The sequence below is a fragment of the Mesorhizobium sp. M0016 genome, assembly GCF_040324035.1.
GTDB lineage: Bacteria > Pseudomonadota > Alphaproteobacteria > Rhizobiales > Rhizobiaceae > Mesorhizobium.
Genome location: NZ_JAMYVM010000010.1, coordinates 55,698 through 70,993, shown reverse-complemented (window position 1 = coordinate 70,993; position 15,296 = coordinate 55,698). Strand labels below are relative to the sequence as shown.

At 62.6% G+C, this 15,296-nt stretch carries 20 protein-coding genes; 12 read left to right on the top strand and 8 right to left on the bottom strand.

What is annotated here, in order from left to right; genetic code table 11:
- Nucleotides 1–32 precede the first annotated feature (32 nt).
- Nucleotides 33–587, top strand: coding sequence for an RBBP9/YdeN family alpha/beta hydrolase (locus NKJ88_RS16375; protein ID WP_023690188.1), 555 nt, complete (start codon nt 33–35; stop codon nt 585–587).
- A 19-nt stretch (nt 588–606) separates the two neighbouring features.
- On the opposite strand, the gene NKJ88_RS16370 is transcribed toward NKJ88_RS16375, so the two are convergent.
- Together NKJ88_RS16370 and NKJ88_RS16365 are read right to left on the bottom strand one after the other, a co-directional pair.
- Nucleotides 607–1,380 (bottom strand): HpcH/HpaI aldolase family protein, encoded by a 774-nt coding sequence (locus tag NKJ88_RS16370; RefSeq protein ID WP_023669090.1) that lies wholly within the window; start codon nt 1,378–1,380, stop codon nt 607–609.
- A gap of 127 nt (nt 1,381–1,507) precedes the next feature.
- A complete protein-coding gene (locus NKJ88_RS16365; protein ID WP_023669091.1) occupies nt 1,508–1,828 on the bottom strand; it encodes a DUF1476 domain-containing protein in 321 nt (106 codons plus the stop codon).
- 275 nt (nt 1,829–2,103) lie between these two features.
- Between NKJ88_RS16365 and purC the strand changes: the two genes are divergently transcribed.
- From purC to NKJ88_RS16340, 5 genes are all read left to right on the top strand, one after another.
- A complete protein-coding gene (gene purC / locus NKJ88_RS16360) occupies nt 2,104–2,898 on the top strand; it encodes a phosphoribosylaminoimidazolesuccinocarboxamide synthase (RefSeq protein WP_013532127.1) in 795 nt (264 codons plus the stop codon).
- 88 nt (nt 2,899–2,986) lie between these two features.
- Nucleotides 2,987–3,229 (top strand): phosphoribosylformylglycinamidine synthase subunit PurS, encoded by a 243-nt coding sequence (gene purS / locus NKJ88_RS16355; protein ID WP_023669092.1) that lies wholly within the window; start codon nt 2,987–2,989, stop codon nt 3,227–3,229.
- Between the two features lies 1 nt (nt 3,230).
- Nucleotides 3,231–3,899 carry a phosphoribosylformylglycinamidine synthase subunit PurQ gene (purQ, locus tag NKJ88_RS16350; protein ID WP_023825110.1) on the top strand — a complete coding sequence of 223 codons (669 nt, stop codon included), beginning with the start codon at nt 3,231–3,233 and terminating at the stop codon, nt 3,897–3,899.
- A 41-nt stretch (nt 3,900–3,940) separates the two neighbouring features.
- Nucleotides 3,941–4,351 (top strand): hypothetical protein, encoded by a 411-nt coding sequence (locus tag NKJ88_RS16345; protein ID WP_023825111.1) that lies wholly within the window; start codon nt 3,941–3,943, stop codon nt 4,349–4,351.
- A gap of 5 nt (nt 4,352–4,356) precedes the next feature.
- A complete protein-coding gene (locus tag NKJ88_RS16340) occupies nt 4,357–5,001 on the top strand; it encodes a Pr6Pr family membrane protein (protein WP_023825112.1) in 645 nt (214 codons plus the stop codon).
- A 15-nt stretch (nt 5,002–5,016) separates the two neighbouring features.
- Here NKJ88_RS16340 and NKJ88_RS16335 read toward each other — a convergent pair whose 3' ends face one another.
- A complete protein-coding gene (locus NKJ88_RS16335; RefSeq protein WP_023743133.1) occupies nt 5,017–5,262 on the bottom strand; it encodes a DUF1127 domain-containing protein in 246 nt (81 codons plus the stop codon).
- A gap of 93 nt (nt 5,263–5,355) precedes the next feature.
- Between NKJ88_RS16335 and NKJ88_RS16330 the strand changes: the two genes are divergently transcribed.
- On the top strand, nt 5,356–6,765 hold the full coding sequence (locus tag NKJ88_RS16330) for an aminotransferase-like domain-containing protein (protein WP_352444707.1): 1,410 nt from the start codon (nt 5,356–5,358) through the stop codon (nt 6,763–6,765).
- 29 nt (nt 6,766–6,794) lie between these two features.
- Here the strand turns inward: NKJ88_RS16330 and NKJ88_RS16325 are convergent, their stop codons facing one another.
- A complete protein-coding gene (locus tag NKJ88_RS16325; protein ID WP_023669098.1) occupies nt 6,795–6,959 on the bottom strand; it encodes a hypothetical protein in 165 nt (54 codons plus the stop codon).
- Nucleotides 6,960–7,148: 189 nt separating this feature from the next.
- Between NKJ88_RS16325 and purL the strand changes: the two genes are divergently transcribed.
- The 3 genes from purL to NKJ88_RS16310 all read left to right on the top strand — a co-directional run bounded on the left by purL (nt 7,149) and on the right by NKJ88_RS16310 (nt 10,234).
- Complete coding sequence (purL, locus tag NKJ88_RS16320) at nt 7,149–9,380, top strand: phosphoribosylformylglycinamidine synthase subunit PurL (protein ID WP_023825114.1); 2,232 nt, start codon at nt 7,149–7,151, stop codon at nt 9,378–9,380.
- Nucleotides 9,377–9,901 carry a hypothetical protein gene (locus tag NKJ88_RS16315; protein ID WP_023669100.1) on the top strand — a complete coding sequence of 175 codons (525 nt, stop codon included), beginning with the start codon at nt 9,377–9,379 and terminating at the stop codon, nt 9,899–9,901. Before purL ends, NKJ88_RS16315 begins: the two co-directional genes overlap by 4 nt.
- Before the next feature lie 99 nt (nt 9,902–10,000).
- On the top strand, nt 10,001–10,234 hold the full coding sequence (locus NKJ88_RS16310) for a BolA/IbaG family iron-sulfur metabolism protein (protein WP_010909092.1): 234 nt from the start codon (nt 10,001–10,003) through the stop codon (nt 10,232–10,234).
- A 12-nt stretch (nt 10,235–10,246) separates the two neighbouring features.
- On the opposite strand, the gene NKJ88_RS16305 is transcribed toward NKJ88_RS16310, so the two are convergent.
- The gene (locus tag NKJ88_RS16305; RefSeq protein WP_023816530.1) at nt 10,247–11,080 is read right to left on the bottom strand and encodes a phosphodiester glycosidase family protein; all 834 of its coding nucleotides are present in this window, start codon (nt 11,078–11,080) and stop codon (nt 10,247–10,249) included.
- A 160-nt stretch (nt 11,081–11,240) separates the two neighbouring features.
- Here NKJ88_RS16305 and grxD point away from each other — a divergent pair, with 160 nt between their 5' ends.
- On the top strand, nt 11,241–11,576 hold the full coding sequence (gene grxD / locus NKJ88_RS16300) for a Grx4 family monothiol glutaredoxin (protein WP_023669102.1): 336 nt from the start codon (nt 11,241–11,243) through the stop codon (nt 11,574–11,576).
- A gap of 118 nt (nt 11,577–11,694) precedes the next feature.
- Nucleotides 11,695–12,963 (top strand): multidrug effflux MFS transporter, encoded by a 1,269-nt coding sequence (locus NKJ88_RS16295; RefSeq protein ID WP_352444704.1) that lies wholly within the window; start codon nt 11,695–11,697, stop codon nt 12,961–12,963.
- 57 nt (nt 12,964–13,020) lie between these two features.
- Here NKJ88_RS16295 and NKJ88_RS16290 read toward each other — a convergent pair whose 3' ends face one another.
- The 3 genes from NKJ88_RS16290 to ttcA all read right to left on the bottom strand — a co-directional run bounded on the left by NKJ88_RS16290 (nt 13,021) and on the right by ttcA (nt 15,218).
- The gene (locus NKJ88_RS16290; RefSeq protein WP_023706454.1) at nt 13,021–13,428 is read right to left on the bottom strand and encodes a UCP034077 family protein; all 408 of its coding nucleotides are present in this window, start codon (nt 13,426–13,428) and stop codon (nt 13,021–13,023) included.
- A gap of 85 nt (nt 13,429–13,513) precedes the next feature.
- Entirely contained in the window at nt 13,514–14,341 is an 828-nt protein-coding gene (locus NKJ88_RS16285) for an inositol monophosphatase family protein (protein WP_352444702.1), read from the bottom strand.
- The gene (gene ttcA / locus NKJ88_RS16280; protein WP_023739392.1) at nt 14,331–15,218 is read right to left on the bottom strand and encodes a tRNA 2-thiocytidine(32) synthetase TtcA; all 888 of its coding nucleotides are present in this window, start codon (nt 15,216–15,218) and stop codon (nt 14,331–14,333) included. The genes NKJ88_RS16285 and ttcA overlap by 11 nt, the downstream gene beginning before the upstream one ends.
- Between the last annotated feature and the right edge of the window lie 78 nt (nt 15,219–15,296).

The following is a 15,296-nucleotide window of genomic DNA, read 5'->3' as shown; positions in this document are numbered from 1 at the left end:
CACGAGACACGGCCGCTCGCTATCTCAGCGCCATGAAAGTCAAAGACGCAGATATTCTGATCGTGCCGGGCTACACCAATTCCGGCCCTGAACACTGGCAGACACGCTGGCAGTCGAAACTGTCGACAGCGCGTCGGGTCGAACAGGCGGAGTGGTCGAAGCCGGTGCGCGAGGACTGGACGACGAGCGTGGCGAACGCTGTCAACGAGGCCGAGCGGCCGGTGGTGATCGTTGCCCATTCGCTCGGTGTGGCGGCCGCGGTGCAGGCCATTCCGCAGTTCAGGAAGCCGGTCGCCGGCGCGTTTTTTGTCGCGCCGCCCGACGTCGCCAACCCGGAGATAAGGCCGCGTCACCTGATGACCTTTGGTCCCTATGCGCGCGAACCGCTGCCCTTCCCGTCCATCGTCATCGCCAGCCGCAACGATCCGTTCTGCGCCTTCGAGGTTGCCGAGGACATTGCCGCTGCCTGGGGTTCGCTGTTCATCGATGCCGGCGAAACCGGTCACCTCAATGAGGATGCCGGCTTCGGCCCGTGGCCGGAAGGGTCGATGACCTTCGCCAAGTTCCTGACCGACCTCAAGGCCTGACCGGGCAAGGCACCACGCCTCAGCCCTTTATCGAATCGTTCATGCTTTTGATGAGTATCTTTGCGCCGAGCGAAATCAGCGCATGGTCCGAGCCCATCGCCAGCAGCCGGTAGCCCATCGCCACGACGCGGCCGGCAATCGCCGGCTCAACGACGTAGATCGCCGCATGCTTGCCCGCCTTGCGCGTCCGCTCGGCGATGGAGGCGACGGTTTCCATCATGCTTTCCAGCGTCGAATTGACGGTGGCGCCATTCGACCAGGCGATGGAGAAATCCGATGGGCCGAGGAAGATGCCGTCAATGCCCGGCGTGTCGAGGATGCCGTCCAACGCATCGAGTGCGGCGCGCGTTTCGACCATGGCAAAGGCCATGGTGCGTTGATTGGTGTCGCGCAGCCATTCGGCGTGGTCGCCTTTGCCATGGCGCGGAAAAGCATAGGTCGGGCCCCAGGAGCGCTCGCCCATCGGCGGATATTTCATCGCCGCGGCAAAGAGTTTTGCATCGGCCACCGAATTCACCATCGGTGCAATCACCGCCTCGGCACCGAAATCGAGGGCGCGGCTGGCCATGTCGAAGCGGCCGACCGGAATGCGCACCAGCGCCGGCTTGTTGGCGGCCAGCACCGGCACCAGGCCGCGCAAGACCGAGTCTTCGTGGTGTCCGCCATGCTGCATATCGAGGGTGACGGCGTCAAAACCCTGCTTGGCGATGATTTCGACCGTCAAAGCGTCCGGAACGCCGGACCAGGCGGTGAACAGCGTTTCATCCGCCGCCAGGCGTGACTTCAGGGACATGGGTGCTTTCCTCGTTGGGTAGAGCCTTGTAACAGGCCTACGCACAGTTTCAGCCGGAAAAGGCTGAAAAGGCAAAGAAAAACCGCCCGGCTGGACCGGGCGGTCGATTGGTCCAGCGCTACTCGCTCTAGGTGTTCTTGATCTGCTCGATCGCCTGCGCCATCAGTTCGTCCATGGTGCGGCGGATCTGGTGATCCGACTGGTCGACGCCGGCGGCGTCGAAATCCTTGCGGATCTTGCGGAATACGTCGTGATCGCCAGCTTCCTCGATGTCGGAAACCACAACTTCCTTGGCATAGGCGTCGGCGTCAGTGCCGGACTTGCCCAGCTTTTCGGCTGCCCACAGGCCAAGCGCCTTGTTGCGGCGTGCCGAAGCCTTGAAGCGAAGTTCTTCGTCGAAGGCGAATTTGCGCTCAAAACCCTCTTCGCGGTCTTTCATGCTGCTCATGGCTTCCCTCCGATGAAATCGATTCGCGTTGGTGATGGATATGTGTGCTGCCGCAGCACAAACCAAAAGGGCGCGGGCCGGTCAATATGCTACATCGCTTGCTGCGCTGCGGCATTTCATTCCTGAAAGCGGTCGATGGAAAGGATTTGCCGATTGAGCAAACGCTGTGATTGGGATAGACCCGGCATTGAACCCCACCCGTCGCCGCACCAATTTAGGCAGACGGACAGGAACTGGTCGCTTGCCGCCTGCCCGCAAATCCAGAGAAAAATCAGATGAAAAATCGCCGCCGCATTTATGAAGGCAAGGCCAAGATCCTCTATGAGGGACCGGAACCGGGCACACTTATCCAGTTCTTCAAGGATGATGCGACCGCATTCAACAAGAAGAAACATGAGGTCATCGACGGCAAGGGTGTGCTCAACAACCGCATTTCCGAGTACATCTTCAACCATCTGAACCGCATGGGCATTCCGACCCACTTCATCCGCCGGCTCAACATGCGCGAGCAGTTGATCAAGGAAGTCGAGATCATTCCGCTCGAAGTGGTGGTGCGCAATGTCGCCGCCGGCTCGCTGTCCAAGCGCCTCGGCATCGAGGAAGGCACCGTTCTGCCGCGCTCGATCATCGAATTCTATTATAAGGCCGATGCGCTCGACGATCCGATGGTGTCGGAAGAGCACATCACCGCTTTCGGCTGGGCAAGCCCGCAGGAGATCGACGACGTCATGGCGCTGGCCATCCGCGTCAACGACTTCCTCTCCGGCCTGTTCATGGGTGTCGGCATCCAACTCGTGGATTTCAAGATCGAATGCGGCCGCCTGTTCGAGGGCGACATGATGCGCATCGTCGTTGCCGACGAGATCTCGCCGGATTCGTGCCGGCTGTGGGACGTGGCAACGCAGGACAAGCTCGACAAGGACCGTTTCCGCCGCGATATGGGCGGCCTCGTCGAAGCCTATCAGGAAGTTGCCCGCCGCCTTGGCATCATGAACGAGAACGAGCCGCCGCGCCCGACCGGCCCGGTGCTCGTCGCCTCGACCGATGGCCTCAAAGGCAAGCCGCACTAAGTCTTCATTTCTTGACGCAATTCCGGACGGAAAACCGCTTCACACTTTTCCTGGAATTGCTAAGTCTTCGAACAGGAACCTGTCCAGCATGATCAAGGCCCGCATCACCGTCACCCTCAAGAACGGCGTGCTCGACCCGCAGGGAAAAGCCATAGAGCACGCTCTGTCCGGACTGGGGTTCGGCGGCGTCGGCCAGGTGCGGCAGGGCAAGGTCTTCGACCTCGAGCTCTCAGAGACCGACAAGGCCAAGGCTGAAGCCGATCTGAAAGCCATGTGCGACAAGCTGCTGGCGAATACGGTGATCGAGAATTACGCGGTGGAGATCGCTTGATATGAAATCAGCTGTCGTTCTTCTCCCCGGCCTCAACCGCGACCGCGACATGATTGCGGCGCTGACCAAGATTTCCGGGCAGGCGCCGGCGACCGTCTGGCAGACCGACACCGAAATCCCCGATGTCGACCTGATCGCCATTCCCGGCGGCTTCTCCTTCGGCGATTATCTGCGCTGCGGCGCGATTGCCGCGCGGATGCCGGTGATGCGGGCAGTCGCTGAAAAGGCCGCCAAGGGCGTCATGGTCATTGGCGTCTGCAACGGATTCCAGATTCTGGTCGAGGCCGGCCTGCTGCCCGGCGCGCTGATGCGCAATGCTTCGCTGAAATTCGTTTGCCGTGAGGTGAAGCTGCAGATCGCCAACGCCAACACCATGTTCACCCGCCGCTATCAGCCGGGCCAAATCATCCGCACGCCGGTGGCGCATCACGACGGCAATTATTTCGCCGACGCCGACACGCTTGCCCGTCTCGAAGGCGAAGGACAGGTGGTGTTTCGCTATGCCGAGGGCAGCAATCCCAATGGCTCGATGAACGACATTGCCGGTATCGTCAGCGAGAAGGGCAATGTGCTCGGCCTGATGCCGCATCCCGAAAACCTGATCGAGGCCGCGCATGGCGGAAGCGACGGCCGCGCCCTGTTCGAAGGCGCGCTCGGCATCGCCGCCTGATATCTCTTCGAATTCCTTTCAAAACGCGGGGGCGGTTGACCATGAGACTGATGATTGTTCGCCTAGGTCCCCTGGCTGCTGCCGGCTTGGCGTTGGCGTCCTGCCAGTCCAGCCCGAAGAGCGCGCCGGTCCCCACGGGCAAGAGCGCTTCGCTGCTGGCCATGGAACAGGTAGCGATATCGGCCCACAAATGCTGGATCGCCAGCAAGGATCCCGCCTTCAAATCCTATCAGATGGCCAATGAGCTGAATTCGTTCAGCGGCACGCCCCGCTTCCTGCTGGTGCCGGCCAAGCATTATGGCGGCAAGCCGCTGCTGGTCGTCCAGGCGCAAGGCAATTCCAGCCGCGTCGACGTGTTCGGTCCGCTGATGGACGATCCGCTCGGCGCGCGCATCGGATCCGACGTTGCACGCTGGCAAACGGGCAATCCGTCGTGTAACGCGGCCGCCTGACGCCAGTGGGCCGCTTCCTGCAGATTGCGGGATTGATCATCGGTCTGGCCGGGCTTGTCCTGCAAGCGTGCATCACCATCCCGGCATCGATGGAAGCCGGCCGCAGTTTTCTCGGCTCCATCGTCTTTCTGTTCAGCTTCTTCACCATCCTGACCAACATCGGTGCAGTGCTGGTCCATGTCTCGCTGCTGTCGCCTTCGGGCTACGCCTGGCTGCCGGCCTTTGCCGGGCCGCGGATGCGGGCGGGCGTGGCGGTGTCAATCGCCCTGGTCTTCATCGTCTATGCCACGGTTCTGGCGCAGCTCTGGCAGCCGCAAGGGCTGTTTCTGCTCTGCGACGTGCTGCTCCATTACGTGACGCCGGTGCTGTTCGTGCTGTGGTGGCTGGTGGCTGGCGCCGACGGCAGGACACGGTGGAGCGACATTTCCTGGTGGATGGCCTATCCGATCGCCTATCTCGCCTACGCGTTGGCGCGCGCGCCGATCGCAGGCGAAGTGCCCTATCCGTTCCTCGACGCCGCCAAGAACGGCGTGGCCAGCGTCGCGCTTGCGGCGCTGGCCGTCACCGGGGTTTTCCTGGTGCTTTGCATCCTCGCCGTGCTTGCCGACAAGGGCGTCTCACGCCTCAGGGCTCCGCGCACCCGTCGTTGACGAACCGGCTCCGGGTCAGTCCCAGAGCCGTCGGATCCCTTCACGGTAGGCGTCGCCACGCGAAACACCGATATCCCTGAGTTGCTCGTCGGTCATTTCGAGCAAAGCCAGGCGGCCGCGACGGCGCTCGATCAGCACGTCGATCCATCGCGCCAGCGATCTGACCACATGCACGATCCGGCCGACAAAGCCTCGCCGGCTGGACGGGCGCGGCCCGACCAATTCAATGCCCGCGCAGCGGATTGTCTCGATTGTATCCATTGTCTTTCTGCCAACCTTGCAAATTGTACCCATCTTGGTACGGTTCTGATATGCATTGACACCCGATCTGGTGCAATATACAGAATTGTCACCATGACAAATTGGCTCCCTGACCTCACCATCGGTTCCGGCCCGCTTTACCAGCGCCTTGCCGACAGCATCGAGTCGGACATCGACAAGGGCGTCATCGATGCCGGGGCAAAATTGCCGCCGCAGCGCGATCTCGCCTATGATATCGGCACGACGGTCGGCACGATCGGCCGAGCCTATCAGCTGCTGCGCGAGCGCGGCCTGGTGAGCGGCGAAGTCGGTCGCGGGACCTATGTGCTGGCGCAGCAATCGGAAGCGTCACCCGAATTCGCCGAGCCTGCCGTGCAAGGCACGCGCTATGTCGATGCGCCGCCCGGCAAGCTGCGTTTCGACAGCACTGCCGCGCCCGACATCGGCCAGGGCGCCATTGTCGCTGACATGCTCTCGCGCACGGTGCAGGATCACCCGCACGAGATTTCGAGCTACACCAGGGATTTTCCGGAGCGCTGGTTCGAGGCCGGCGCCCGCTGGCTGTCGCGCAATTCGTTCCGTCCGGCAGCCGACACCATCGTTCCCACGCTTGGCACACATGCCGCGGTGATGGCGGCGATTGCGGCACTGACCACACCGGGCGACTATGTCGCCTTCGAGCACCTCACCTATTCGCAGATCGCCCGCAGCGCCGGGCTGATCGGGCGGCGCATTGCACTTGTCGCATCGGACGTGGAAGGCATCGATCCCGAGGATTTCGAACGCGTCTGCGCGCAAAAGCACCCGAAGATGATCTTCCTGATGCCGACGGTGCAGAACCCGACCCTGGCGATCCTGTCGGTTTCGCGCCGCGAGGCGATCGCCCGGGTCGCGCGCGCGTACAATGTCATCGTCATCGAGGACGATCTCTATGGCGGCCTGACCGAAGATCCGACGCCGCTCATCGCCGAATATGCACCCGAGCGCACCATTGTCGCCGGCGGTCTGTCGAAATCGGTCGCGGCAGGTGTTCGCGGCGGCTGGCTCTCCTGCCCGCCCGCCTATCGCCATCGCATCCGCGTCGCCCACAAGATGATGACCGGCGGGATGCCGTTCCTGCTGGCGGAGGTGAATGCGCGGCTGGTGCTGTCAGGGCAGGCTGGCGATATCCGCAAACGCAGCATTGCCGAAATTGCCGCCCGCATCGCCATCGTGCGCGAGACACTGGCGGGTTTCGCCTTCAAGTCACACGGCAGCGTGCCCTTCGTCTGGCTGACGCTGCCCGATCCCTGGCTGTCCGGCACGTTCAGGAGCGCATGCCTCGAAAATGGCGTGCTCCTCGACGACGAGGACGAGTTCAAGGCGGGGCGTTCCGAGCAGGTTTTTCACGGCGTGCGTTTCGGCGTCTCGCAGCCAAGGCGGCGCGAGGACATCACCGGCGGCGTCGCGGTGATCCGGCGGCTGCTGGAGGAAGGCCGCGCCGGCTACGACAGTTCGTCCTGACTCGGTCCTCCTGTATCCCGATCTCAGGTTCAGCCCTCTGCCTTGAAGTTTTTGGCTTCCTTTGCGCCCTTGTCCTTGCCGTGCTTCTCGGCCAGGTCCTTGGCCTGCTTGGGCGAAACGTCGGTGGTCTCGGCAATATGCATGGCCTCCTTGTCGGAGAGGCGATTGTCTTTCTTGCCTTGCTTGGTGGCCATGTCGAAATCTCCTGATTGGTTTGAGGCCTAACGGCCGGGATGCCATAGCGTTCCCCAGCGGCTCCCCGCTACCATCGTCGCCCTGTGGTTTTCCGGCGTTTTTCGTCATCCAATGGGGTGTATCACGCCAAAGCTTGCGATATGAGGGGGACTCAAATTCCCCTCTCCCATGGACATCAATCGCCGCCCATGACCATTTCCAATTCCGTGCCGATCACCCCGGAACTCATCGCCGCGCATGGGCTGAAGCCCGACGAATACCAGCGCATCCTCGACCTGGTCGGGCGCGAACCGAGCTTTACCGAACTCGGCATCTTCTCGGCGATGTGGAATGAGCACTGCTCCTACAAATCCTCGAAGAAATGGCTGCGCACGCTGCCGACCACCGGGCCGCAGGTCATCCAGGGTCCGGGCGAGAACGCCGGCGTGGTCGATATCGGCGACGGCGACTGCGTCGTCTTCAAGATGGAGAGCCACAACCATCCCTCCTACATCGAGCCCTACCAGGGTGCGGCGACCGGCGTCGGCGGCATATTGCGCGACGTCTTCACCATGGGCGCGCGGCCGATTGCGGCGATGAACGCTCTGCGCTTCGGCGCACCCGACCATCCCAAGACCAGGCACCTTGTCAGCGGCGTGGTTTCCGGCGTCGGCGGCTACGGCAATGCGTTCGGCGTGCCGACGGTCGGCGGCGAGGTCAATTTCGACGCCCGCTACAATGGCAACATCCTGGTCAACGCCTTTGCCGCGGGCCTTGCCAAGACCGATGCGATCTTCCTGTCGGAAGCCAAGGGCGTCGGCCTGCCGGTCGTCTATCTCGGCGCCAAGACCGGCCGCGACGGTGTCGGCGGCGCCACGATGGCCTCGGCCGAGTTCGACGACAAGATCGACGAGAAGCGCCCGACCGTGCAGGTCGGCGATCCCTTCACCGAAAAATGCCTGCTCGAAGCCTGTCTTGAGCTGATGGCGTCCGGCGCCGTCATCGCCATCCAGGACATGGGTGCGGCCGGCCTCACCTGTTCGGCGGTCGAGATGGGCGCCAAGGGCGACCTCGGCATCGAGCTTCACCTCGACCAGGTGCCGGTGCGCGAAGAGCGCATGAGCGCCTATGAGATGATGCTGTCGGAGAGCCAGGAGCGCATGCTGATGGTGCTGCGCCCCGAGAAGGAAAAGGAAGCCGAGGCGATCTTCCACAAATGGGGCCTCGACTTCGCCATTGTCGGCAAGACCACCGACGATCTGCGCTTCCGCGTCATTCACCAGGGTGACGAGGTCGCCAACCTGCCGATCAAGGACCTTGGCGACAAGGCGCCGGAATATGACCGCCCCTGGGTCGAGCCGAAGAAGCCTGCGGCGCTCGCAGCCGGCGATGCGCCGAAGGCCGATGTCGCCGATGCGCTGTTGAAACTGCTCGGCGGGCCGGACCTGTCGTCGCGGCGCTGGGTGTGGGAGCAGTACGACACGCTGATCCAGGGCAATTCGCTGCAGCTTCCGGGCGGCGACGCCGGCGTGGTGCGCGTCGAAGGCCATCCGACCAAGGCGCTCGCCTTCTCCTCCGACGTGACGCCGCGCTATTGCGAGGCCGACCCGTATGAAGGCGGCAAGCAGGCGGTGGCCGAATGCTGGCGCAACCTCACCGCCACCGGCGCGCTGCCGCTGGCGGCCACCGACAACCTCAATTTCGGCAATCCGGAACGGCCTGAGATCATGGGCCAGCTGGTCGGCGCGGTGAAAGGCATTGGCGATGCCTGCCGCGCGCTCGGCTTCCCGATCGTGTCGGGCAATGTCTCGCTCTACAACGAAACCAATGGCCAAGGCATCCTGCCGACGCCGACCATCGGCGGCGTCGGGCTGATTGCCGACTGGTCGAAGATGACCCGTATCGGCTTTGCCGCCGAGGGCCAGATGATCCTGCTGGTCGGCGCGCCCGCAAGCTGGGGCAGCCATCTCGGCCAGTCCGCCTATTTCAGGGACATCCATGGCCGCACCGACGGGCCGCCGCCATCCGTCGACCTCGCGCATGAAAAGCGCGTCGGCGACCATGTGCGCGCGCTGATCGCGTCGGGCGTCGTGACCGCGGCGCATGACCTTTCCGATGGCGGCTTGGCGATAGCCTTGGCCGAAATGGCGATGGCGTCCGGCATCGGCGCCACCATTCCGGGGCTCGCCGGCACCGACCCGATCCCGGTCTGGTTCGGCGAAGACCAGGGCCGCTACCTGCTGACGCTGTCCGTCGATCCGCAGAGCAAGGAATGGGACGCCATCCGCGAGGAACAGAGCAAGCTCGGCATCTTTGCGCCATGGATCGGCTCGACCGGTGGAAACGAACTGAAGCTCGGCGATGCTAGGGCGATCCCGGTCAGCGAATTGACCGCCGCCCACGAAGGCTGGTTCCCGAACTTCATGGACAAGTCCAGTTGACCAGCCTGGCAGCCCGGACGCTGATCGCAGTCGTCTTCTGGCCGTCGCTGTTCTTCTTCTGGTTCCTCGGGCCGTTCGTCTTTTTCCTGCTGTCGACGACCTCGAGCGAGGTCTGTCCGCTGCTGGAAAGGCGTGACCAGTTCATTGAGGCGGCCAATGGCACACTGCAGATGCTGGCCTTGCAAAGTCTGATCTATGCGATCCCCATCGTCTGCCTGGTGCTGTGGAGCCGCCTTTTGCCGAACCCGGCGCGCGCAAGGCATGTCGCCACCTGCATCAAGCTCTTTGCCATTGCGGTCATTACCGGCGCGCTGTGGGAATACGGGTCATCGCTGATCTGCGACGGCTATGGCCAACCATTCTTTTCGCCCTTGTGGCAGATGACCAGCTATCTCCCGATTATCAACCTGGCGCTCAACATCCCGCTCTATGTCCTGGTGTTCAGCCTTGGCCGGGGGTTCTCGACCCGCGACGACATTACAGAAGATGGTGTGGTTCACCCGCGGCAGGATGGCCCTTAGACACTGCGTCGCCGACAGAACGGCTTCAACCCGGACCAGAAAGGCTTTAGGCTGCCGTCCGAGTCACTCGTGCCTAGCCGCCCAGAACAGGATTTTGCCATGGCAATGGATGCCCACGACATCGAAAAACTGATCAAGGACGGCATTCCGGACGCCAAGGTGACGATCCGCGACCTCGCCGGTGACGGCGATCACTATGCAGCCGAAGTGGTGGCCGAAAGCTTCCGCGGAAAGAGCCGCGTCCAGCAGCACCAGATGGTCTATGATGCGCTGAAGGGCAATATGGGCGGCGTGCTGCACGCGCTGGCCCTGCAGACCAGCGTGCCGGACTGAAGCCAGGCTGGCCTACTGTTTCTGCGGCTGCTTCGCCGACACTGACGTGATCGGCTTCGCCGACACTGAGATGATCGGGCCCGCCGGGTATTTTCCGCCGACGATCATTCTTTTCCCATCCGACAGCGCGGAGACCGCGCCGTCGAGGAACAGCGCGTTGCGGCATTGTAGCGCGTCGCGAAACAGCCGCGCAAAGCTGCCGAAACTGACCTCAGACCGCGAGATCGCCAGCAAAACGGTGTTTTCATCGCGCACGCCGACGCCGTTGCGGATGTAGCGCGAGGTTCCGTTCGGCTCGAAGCGTGGGTGAATCTTGCCATCGATCACCAGCATCGGGCCGGACTGCGTGGCGAAGGCAACATCGCGTTTAGTAACCGCATAGGCGTTGCTTTCCATGACAGCCGCCTTGCCGTCATTGCCCACCAGAAAGACGCCGTTCGGTTTCAGGAAGAAATTGCCTTCGCCGTCGGCAAGGTTGAGCGGCGACTTCTCGCTGCCGTTCTCGACCAGCAGGCCGACCGGCGACAAATCCTCGTGATACATGCCGCCATTCATGGCGAGCAGCACCGGCCTCCCCTCGCCCGCAACCGCCTTGCCGAAGGCCTCCAGCGAGCCGAAGGGCTTGCCGTCGGCACCGACGTGAAAGACAGCGAGGTTGTAGGTCCGCAGGTCGACCGTGCAGACGACATAGGTCACCGCCTCGAAGGCGACATTCCGGCAAGGCGCGGGCAGGTCACCGCCAATGACCAGCGGCGGCGGCTCCGGGCGTCTCGGCCACCAGACAACGGCAATCGCGGCCAGCAGGATGGCGATCAGAAGGGCGGCGCCATATCGTCTTTTCATCATGTCCCGGAGGCTGCAATCGGCAGGGATGCTTGGCCCAAGACAGGCGATCCTTTGCGCCATTTCCGCGACGGCGGCGCAAACATCTTGTTTCGGCCCATCTATGGGTTTATTTGATGGCTATGCTTCGAGCCTGACTCCCACAGGCGTGAAAGGATATCTCATGAGCGGCATCAACGACTACATCGACAGCGAAGTGAAGGGCAACGACGTCGTCCTTTTCATGAAGGGCACGCCCGGTTTTCCGCAGTGCGGCTTTTCCGGCCAGGTCGTCCAGATCCTCGATTACATCGGCGCCGACTACAAGGGCGTCGACGTGCTGACCTCGGCCGAACTGCGCCAGGGCATCAAGGAATATTCGAACTGGCCGACGATCCCGCAGCTTTACGTCAAGGGCGAATTCGTCGGCGGCTGCGACATCATCCGCGAAATGTTCCAGGCGGGCGAGCTGCAGACGTTGCTCGTCGACAAGGGCGTCAGCGTCAAAGCGACAGCCTGATTCTGAGTTGAGACGGGGCAGCCCCGCCCCGGCAAAATGTTACCTCCCCCTATCGGAGTGAGGACCAACTTATGCGCCGGCATGCCGGCGCATATTCGTTTTGAAGATCGGACCCGCCGTGGACCAGCCAGCAAAAGCGCCGCAACAGGCACGCAAATTGCCTATTCCGCGCTGGGAATTCATCGCGCTGTGCGCGGCACTGATGGCGTTGAACTCGCTGGCCATCGACATCATGCTGCCGGCACTGCAGCAAATCGGCGCCACGCTTGGCGTTGAGAATGAAAACCACCGCCAGTATGTGATCACCGCCTATATATTGGGCTTCGGTGGCGGACAGCTTTTCTTCGGACCGATCTCGGACCGGTTCGGGCGCCGCGCGCCGCTCGTTGCCGGGCTGGCGATTTATGTCGTGGCGGCGGCAGCTGCCTCCATCGCCCCGTCATTCGCCGTCCTGCTGCTGTGCCGGCTGGTGCAAGGCATCGGTGCGGCGGCGACCCGCGTCATCGCCGTCTCGATCGTGCGCGACACGTTCGACGGTCGGCGCATGGCCGAGGTGATGTCTCTGATCTTCATGGTGTTCATGGCCATCCCGGTGATCGCGCCTGGGATCGGCCAGTTCATCATGCTGTTCGCAACATGGCACTGGATCTTCGTCACCATGGCCGTCGGAGCGCTGATCGTGTCGGCGTGGTCGCTGCTGCGGCTGCCGGAGACGCTGCATCCGGAGTACCGCCGGCCGCTGACAGTCTCATCCGTCGTCGGTGGTTTCCGCATCGTGCTCACCAACCGCATGGCGCTTTGCTACGCCTTTGCCAGCACCTTCATTTTCGCCGCCATGTTCGGCTTCATCGCCTCCGCACAGCAGATCTATGTCGACATTTTTCATGTCGGCGAATTGTTTCCTGTCATCTTCGCGGGTGTCGCCGGCGTTCTCGCTTTTTCGAACTACCTCAACTCGCGCCTGGTCGGCCGCATCGGCATGCGCCGCCTGTCGCAGAGCGCACTGCTGTTGTTCCTGGTGATCAGCCTTGCCTGGCTCACCGTTTCGCTTCAAATGAAGATGCCACTCTGGCTGTTCATCACCTTCTTCGCCAGTGCGATGCTCCCGTTCGGCGCGCTCGGCGCCAATTTCAACGCGCTCGCGATGGAACCGCTCGGCCAACTGGCGGGCACCGCGTCGTCCATCCTGGGCTTCATGCAGACTTTTCTCGGCGGCATCCTCGGCACGCTGATCGGCCAGGCCTTCAACGGCACGGTGACGCCGCTTGCCGCCGGCTTCTGCAGCGTCTCGGTCGCGGCCCTGCTGATGATCCTGATCGCCGAGCGCGGCAAGATGTTCCAGCCGCACAACCCACCCATTTCAGGGCACGTCACCGACCTGCATTGAGCGACGCGCCTTGAGATTGTTGGTCTCAAAACCGCATCCACCTTTATGCGACGCGTTTCAGGATGCGCCGCCAATCACTGCCGTGAAACGAGGGAACAGCGGGCGCCCTGCGATGGCGCCACCCATGCTGTCCGACAGCGGCATCGGCAGAGCCTTGTCGAGCGCTTCGAGCACGGATGACACAAAGACCCGGTTGAGCGAGGCATCATCTCCCATATGGGAGAAAGTGGCGCGCGGCTTGCCCATCAGCGTGCCGTTTTTGCGAATTGAAAAACTCAGCGTCAGGGTCAGGCCAGCACTTCCAGGCGGCGGCTGCCAACAGGCAAAGATCGCGTCGAACATTTCGTCGATGGTGTCGATGGGATCGGGGCTACGACACGCGCGCTCCTGCGATCGTGCCTCAGTGGCGCAGGCGACCAGGGCAAGTGCAAGTGCCGTTGCGACAATTGCGGACCGATGTTTCATTTCGCAGCTTCCGACTTCGCGAGAGATTGGACACTATAACAGAGCCAATATACTTGACGAAAGCCTCTACCAGCAGTTGGACCGATTATTGCGCCCAGAGTTCCCTGCGCAACTCCTGCCAGCTTTCCTTGTCCGGGGCGACAAGAATGCCGCCGTCGATATGCGAGGGCAGATAGGCGCTGCCGTCGACCCGCGCGGTGTAGCCGCCGGCCTCGGCGTGGATCAGCACACCGACCAGATGGTCCCACGGCATCAGTTTGTTGTAGACGACGAAATGGGCATGGCCGCTGGCCAGAAGACGGTATTCATGTGCCGCGCAGCGATAGCCGAACTGCGATAGGGTCTTGGTCTGGTTGCGCGCCAAGAGCGAGCGTTGCGGTTCCGCCAGATATTGCCAGGAGACGGAGCCGGTCATCTGCGAGATCGGCACGGCATCGGCGACATGCACCGTCTCCAGCGCGCCATGCGCATGGCGGATATGGCTGCCGGCGCCCTTGGCGCCGATCAGCCAGTCCCGGCCTACGGGGTCATGGATGATACCGGCGACGGTTTCGCCCTTGACGACGACGCTCAGCATGACGCCGAAGAGCGGCACGCCGGAGGCGAAGTTGAAGGTGCCGTCGACCGGGTCGACGACGAAGGCGAGGTCGGCATCACCGAGCCCCTGAAGCAGCGCCGGATTGTCGGAACAGGCTTCCTCGCCGACGATCATCGCCGTGGGATAGCGCTCGCGCAGCCTGGCCGTGATCAGCCGCTCGGCGTTGATGTCGGCCTCGGTCACCAGGTCGGCAGCCGAGGTCTTCTGTCTGATGTCGCCCTCGCCCAGCCGGCGAAAGCGTGGCATGATTTCGGCCTTGGCTGCATCGGCGAGAAGCTCGGCCAGCCAGTCGATCGCTTGGTCGTCAAATATCATCGGAAATGTCTTGTCCTGTGCTGAGGCTGCCATTGAGGGCGGCAAAGTCGAACAGCTTTCTGTCGAGCAGATGCGACGGCCTGGTGTTGGACAGCGCGCGCAGCATCGTATCCTTGCGGCCCGGCATGCGCTTTTCCATATCGTCCAGCATCGCCTTCATGGCGTTGCGCTGCAGGCCTTCCTGGCTGCCGCAGAGATCGCAGGGAATGATCGGGAATTTCATCGCGGCGGCGAATTTTTCCAGATCGACCTCGGCGCAGTAGCTCAGCGGCCGCAGCACCATGACGTCGCCGTCGTCGTTGAGCAGCTTTGGCGGCATGGCGGCAAGGCGGCCGCCATGGATTAGATTCATGAAGAAGGTTTCGAGAATGTCCTCGCGGTGGTGGCCGAGCACCAGCGCCGAACAGCCCTCCTCGCGCGCGATGCGATAGAGATGGCCGCGCCGCAGCCGCGAGCACAGCGAACAATAGGTGCTGCCCTGAGGCAGCTTGTCGGTGACCACCGAATAGGTGTCCTGATACTCGATGCGATGGGCAATGCCATGCGCATCGAGGTAGTCGGGCAAAATGTGCTTCGGAAAGTTCGGCTGGCCCTGGTCGAGATTGCAGGCCAGCAGCTCGACCGGCAGCAGCCCGCGCCATTTGAGATCGAGCAGCACGGCCAGCAGCCCGTAGGAATCCTTGCCGCCGGACAAGGCCACCAGCCAGCGGTCGCCGGGCCTCGCCATGGCGAAATCCTCGACCGCCTGACGGGTCAACCGCAACAGCCGCTTGCGCAGTTTGTTGAACTCGACGGAAGACGGCACGTCGGCAAACAGCGGATGGAAGCCGCCTTCAGCAATCGGTTCAACTGTTTCGATGTCTGCCAGCATGTTCATGGCTTGTCGCTTTCCATAGCCGAGAGTGCCGGATTAGCGGACATGGCCGACAAAGAAAAGGCCGCCTCGACGGGCGGC

Bases quoted from the DNA above. Each gene is read 5' to 3' on its own strand.
- NKJ88_RS16330 (WP_352444707.1), top strand. From the start codon at position 5,356: ATGACAAATTGGCTCCCTGACCTCACCATCGGTTCCGGCCCGCTTTAC.
- grxD (WP_023669102.1), top strand. From the start codon at position 11,241: ATGAGCGGCATCAACGACTACATCGACAGCGAAGTGAAGGGCAACGAC.
- NKJ88_RS16370 (WP_023669090.1), bottom strand. From the start codon at position 1,380: ATGTCCCTGAAGTCACGCCTGGCGGCGGATGAAACGCTGTTCACCGCC.
- NKJ88_RS16345 (WP_023825111.1), top strand. From the start codon at position 3,941: ATGAGACTGATGATTGTTCGCCTAGGTCCCCTGGCTGCTGCCGGCTTG.
- NKJ88_RS16285 (WP_352444702.1), bottom strand. From the start codon at position 14,341: ATGATATTTGACGACCAAGCGATCGACTGGCTGGCCGAGCTTCTCGCC.
- purC (WP_013532127.1), top strand. From the start codon at position 2,104: ATGAAAAATCGCCGCCGCATTTATGAAGGCAAGGCCAAGATCCTCTAT.
- NKJ88_RS16325 (WP_023669098.1), bottom strand. From the start codon at position 6,959: ATGGCCACCAAGCAAGGCAAGAAAGACAATCGCCTCTCCGACAAGGAG.
- purS (WP_023669092.1), top strand. From the start codon at position 2,987: ATGATCAAGGCCCGCATCACCGTCACCCTCAAGAACGGCGTGCTCGAC.
- purL (WP_023825114.1), top strand. From the start codon at position 7,149: ATGACCATTTCCAATTCCGTGCCGATCACCCCGGAACTCATCGCCGCG.
- NKJ88_RS16290 (WP_023706454.1), bottom strand. From the start codon at position 13,428: ATGAAACATCGGTCCGCAATTGTCGCAACGGCACTTGCACTTGCCCTG.
- NKJ88_RS16310 (WP_010909092.1), top strand. From the start codon at position 10,001: ATGGCAATGGATGCCCACGACATCGAAAAACTGATCAAGGACGGCATT.
- purQ (WP_023825110.1), top strand. From the start codon at position 3,231: ATGAAATCAGCTGTCGTTCTTCTCCCCGGCCTCAACCGCGACCGCGAC.
- NKJ88_RS16335 (WP_023743133.1), bottom strand. From the start codon at position 5,262: ATGGATACAATCGAGACAATCCGCTGCGCGGGCATTGAATTGGTCGGG.
- NKJ88_RS16365 (WP_023669091.1), bottom strand. From the start codon at position 1,828: ATGAGCAGCATGAAAGACCGCGAAGAGGGTTTTGAGCGCAAATTCGCC.
- ttcA (WP_023739392.1), bottom strand. From the start codon at position 15,218: ATGAACATGCTGGCAGACATCGAAACAGTTGAACCGATTGCTGAAGGC.
- NKJ88_RS16305 (WP_023816530.1), bottom strand. From the start codon at position 11,080: ATGATGAAAAGACGATATGGCGCCGCCCTTCTGATCGCCATCCTGCTG.
- NKJ88_RS16375 (WP_023690188.1), top strand. From the start codon at position 33: ATGAAAGTCAAAGACGCAGATATTCTGATCGTGCCGGGCTACACCAAT.